This window comes from Streptomyces sp. NPDC057654 (assembly GCF_042800135.1).
GTDB lineage: Bacteria > Actinomycetota > Actinomycetes > Streptomycetales > Streptomycetaceae > Streptomyces.
In genome coordinates this window covers 1-3,272 of the sequence record NZ_JBHVHQ010000927.1, presented here as the reverse complement: position 1 = coordinate 3,272, position 3,272 = coordinate 1, and the positions used below count along the sequence as shown (strand labels likewise).

Genomic DNA, 3,272 nt, shown 5'->3' with positions numbered 1-3,272 from the left:
ATGTCGACGAGCAGGTGCTGCCGGGGGAAGGCGAGCCGCAGCCGCTGGACGAAGGCGACGATATCGGGCCACGCGATGAACCCGATGTCCGGGAGCCCGTAGTGCGACGCGGCGAATCCGAATCCGGAGACGAACATGCCGTCGTAGTGCTGGGCCGCCACGGAGGCGGAGAACATGTCGAATACGCCGATCAGCGGCGTCGTCTCTTCTTGGGCGATGGCGTCACGGAGCCGATTCGGATATTCCATGGAAACCCTCCAGCGTTGGTCGCGTCGATGCAGTTCCACCGGCTGCGGCCCGCCGAGCACAGGCGGCCGGTCATGAGGGGCGACGCGTGGGGCCCACACGGGCCGCTGACGACCCCTCACCCACAGTTAAACCAAGAAATGGTCATGCGACAACATGACGATAGTAAAGTCGCCTGATGAGAGGCGTCTTTGCGCCGATCTTCGACGCGCAGGGGAAGATCTCCCCCAACTCCCGGACGGACAAAGGCGACACACGACCGGTACGCCCAGTTCAGCGGCGCGCGGCGACCGGGGCCTGTTGGGGTCTTGTTCGCAAAAGATCCCCTTGACGGCGAACGGCCGCCGTGTGATATCTCCGCACGACCTCACGGAATACCCCCATGGAATGTTGAACAAGAAACGGCGGCATACGCGCATCTGACGCCTGATGAAATTCCGCGCAAACGCGTCGAGCCGACCGGGACAATGCGATCGGCGCGACGGGAGGGCCGGCGCGACCGGCTCGGACGGGTCCGGAATGTTCCCTTATGTCACTGGAGTGAACCAAGAGACCCGTGGGAGTCAAGGGCTTAAAGTAACGCCTCTCCGGAGTTAGGGTCTGCCCTGCCAGACCCCCTCTCACGTGAGGATTCCCATGTCGGACCTATCCCGCAGGCGGTTCGCCGCGTCGTCGCTCGTACCTCTGGGGGCCGCGCTGCTGCCGGCCGCGCCCGCGCTCGCGGCGGAGCACCAGCAGACGGAGCATCAGCAGGCGGACGACCAGCAGGCGGCGCACCCGCAGTCCACCCCCGGAGCGGAAGCGCGGACCGCCGGATTCCGGCACGGCCTCCACGACCTCCTCGACCTGCGCGGGCTGCCCGCGACCGCCGAGCCGCCGGGCGACAACCCGCTCAACGTCTTCGCGGACCTGGGCGCCTGGCACGCGTACGGCCTCCCCTCCCCCTCCGACCACGACGCCCTCGGCGGCTTCAGCGGCCCCCTGTACATGGCGGAGGAGTACCCCTGGTACCTCAGCCGGTCGTTCTCCCGCTTCGCCCTCCTCGACACGCGCTCGCACCGGGCCGTCGCGCTGTCCGAGGACCGCTCCCCCACCGTGGAGTCCGCGCCCGGCCTGCTCCTCCAGTCGTTCCACGTCGACGGGTTGCGGATCGCCCTGACGCTTCGGTACGCCAGCAACCGCACCGCGTTCGTCGAGGCGAAGGTCCACAACACCGGCAGACGGGCCCGCACGCTGCGGGCCTCGTGGTCCGGGACGCTGCTGCGGCACACCGAGGAGCCGATCCGCAGCGCGCCCCGGCTGCGGGCGACCCGTACGGGCGTGGCGGTCGGCTTCGCGCGCGTCCGCTCGTACACGGACTACCTCACCACCAACGCGGCCCGGTTCGAGGTCGCGCACGCCGGGGCGGTGCACACCTCGGTGCACGGCGACGGCTACCGCACCGTCGCGCGCGAGCCGGTGACCGTACGGCCGGGCCGGACGGCGACGTTCGCGTGGAGCGAGTCGTACACGTTCACCGAGGCCGAGCGCCGCAGGGACCGGCAGGCCGTACGGGAGGCGCTCACGCACCCGGACCGGGTCGCGGCGCGCGGGGACGAGCGCTGGCGGGAGTACCTGTCCCGCGCGCTGCACGGGGTGGCCGCGGACCGCCGCCGCACGGCGGCCAAGGCGGTGCAGACGCTGGTGACCAACTGGCGCAGCCCGGCCGGCGCGCTGCGCAAGGACGGCATCACGCCTTCGCTCACGAACAAGGACTTCGCGGGCGGCTTCTGGGCCTGGGACTCGTGGAAGGAGGCCGCCTCGACGGCGCTGTTCGCGCCCCGGCTGGCCGCCTCCGCCATCGAGTCGATGTTCGACTACCAGATCACCGCGGCCTCCGAGGACCGCCCGCAGGACGCCGGGATGGTCCCGGACGCGGTGTTCTACAACAAGGCGAGCGCGGGCGGCCAGAACTGGAACGAGCGCAACTCCAAGCCGCCGCTTGCCGCTTGGGCGGTCTGGCTGGTGTACGAGCGCGGCGGGGACCGGGAGTTCCTGCGCCGGATGTATCCGAAGCTGACGGCGTATCACGCGTGGTGGTACCGCGACCGGGACCACGACCACAACGGCCTGGCGGAGTACGGCGCGACGGTCGACCCGGCCAACGACAGCACCAAGGAGCGCAGGCTGGCCGCGGCCTGGGAGAGCGGGATGGACAACGCGCCCCGCTTCGACGGCGCGGGCGTCAACACCAACACCGATCGCCGAGGACGTACGGTCGGCTACTCGCTGGCGCAGGAGTCGGTGGACCTCAACGCCTATCTGTACGCGGAGAAGCGCTATCTGGCGCGAGCGGCGAACGTGCTGGGGCGGCACGCGGAGTCGGCGGACTGGCACCGGCAGGCGGACCGGCTGAAGGGCCGGATCCAGGAGCGCATGTACGACCCGGCCGACGGGTTCTTCCACGACTACGGCACGGACGGCCGCGGCCCGCTCACCAAGGCGGGCAAGGGCATCGAGGGCGCCATCCCGCTGTGGGCGGGCGTCGCGACGGGGCGGCAGGCGGCGTCGGTCCGGGCCGCGCTCGTCGACCCGGCGCAGTTCGCGACCCATATGCCGCTGCCGACGGTGGCGCGGAACAACCCGAAGTTCGACCCGACCGGGTACTGGCGCGGGCTGGTCTGGCTGGACCAGGCGTACTTCGCGATCCTCGGCCTGCGCGAGTACGGCTACCACCGGGACGCGGGGGCCACCACGGAGCATCTGCTGTTCCACGCCCGCGGCCTGCTGGGCAACGGGCCGATTCACGAGAACTACCACCCGCTGACCGGTGTGGGGCGCAACTCCTCGAACTTCTCGTGGTCGGCGGCGGCGTGCACGTCGGTGTACGGGTCCTGGTCGAGCAGGCGCTCACGGCCGGGCAACTGGAGCGGCCGGACTTCGACGCCCTCGACCCCGAGGGAACACCAGGGCTTGTAGAAGCTGGCACCGGCGCCGGCGAAGGGCAGACACAGCAGAGGCAGGGCATGGGACATGGCGCTCATGGC

1 protein-coding gene and 1 pseudogene are annotated in these 3,272 nt (G+C 70.4%); one reads left to right on the top strand and one right to left on the bottom strand.

Translation table 11 applies throughout. The annotated features are described in order from the left end of the window. A pseudogene (locus ACFU99_RS38405) lies at window positions 1-248 on the bottom strand (carboxyvinyl-carboxyphosphonate phosphorylmutase); the annotation flags it as partial. Window positions 249-882: 634 nt separating this feature from the next. Here ACFU99_RS38405 and ACFU99_RS38400 point away from each other — a divergent pair. Further along, window positions 883-3,204 carry a trehalase family glycosidase gene (locus ACFU99_RS38400; protein ID WP_384401771.1) on the top strand — a complete coding sequence of 774 codons (2,322 nt, stop codon included), beginning with the start codon at window positions 883-885 and terminating at the stop codon, window positions 3,202-3,204. The last annotated feature ends 68 nt before the right edge of the window (window positions 3,205-3,272 follow it).

What these genes read in the sequence shown, in the direction of transcription:
- ACFU99_RS38400 (WP_384401771.1), top strand. Translation starts at nt 883, where the DNA reads ATGTCGGACCTATCCCGCAGGCGGTTCGCCGCGTCGTCGCTCGTACCT.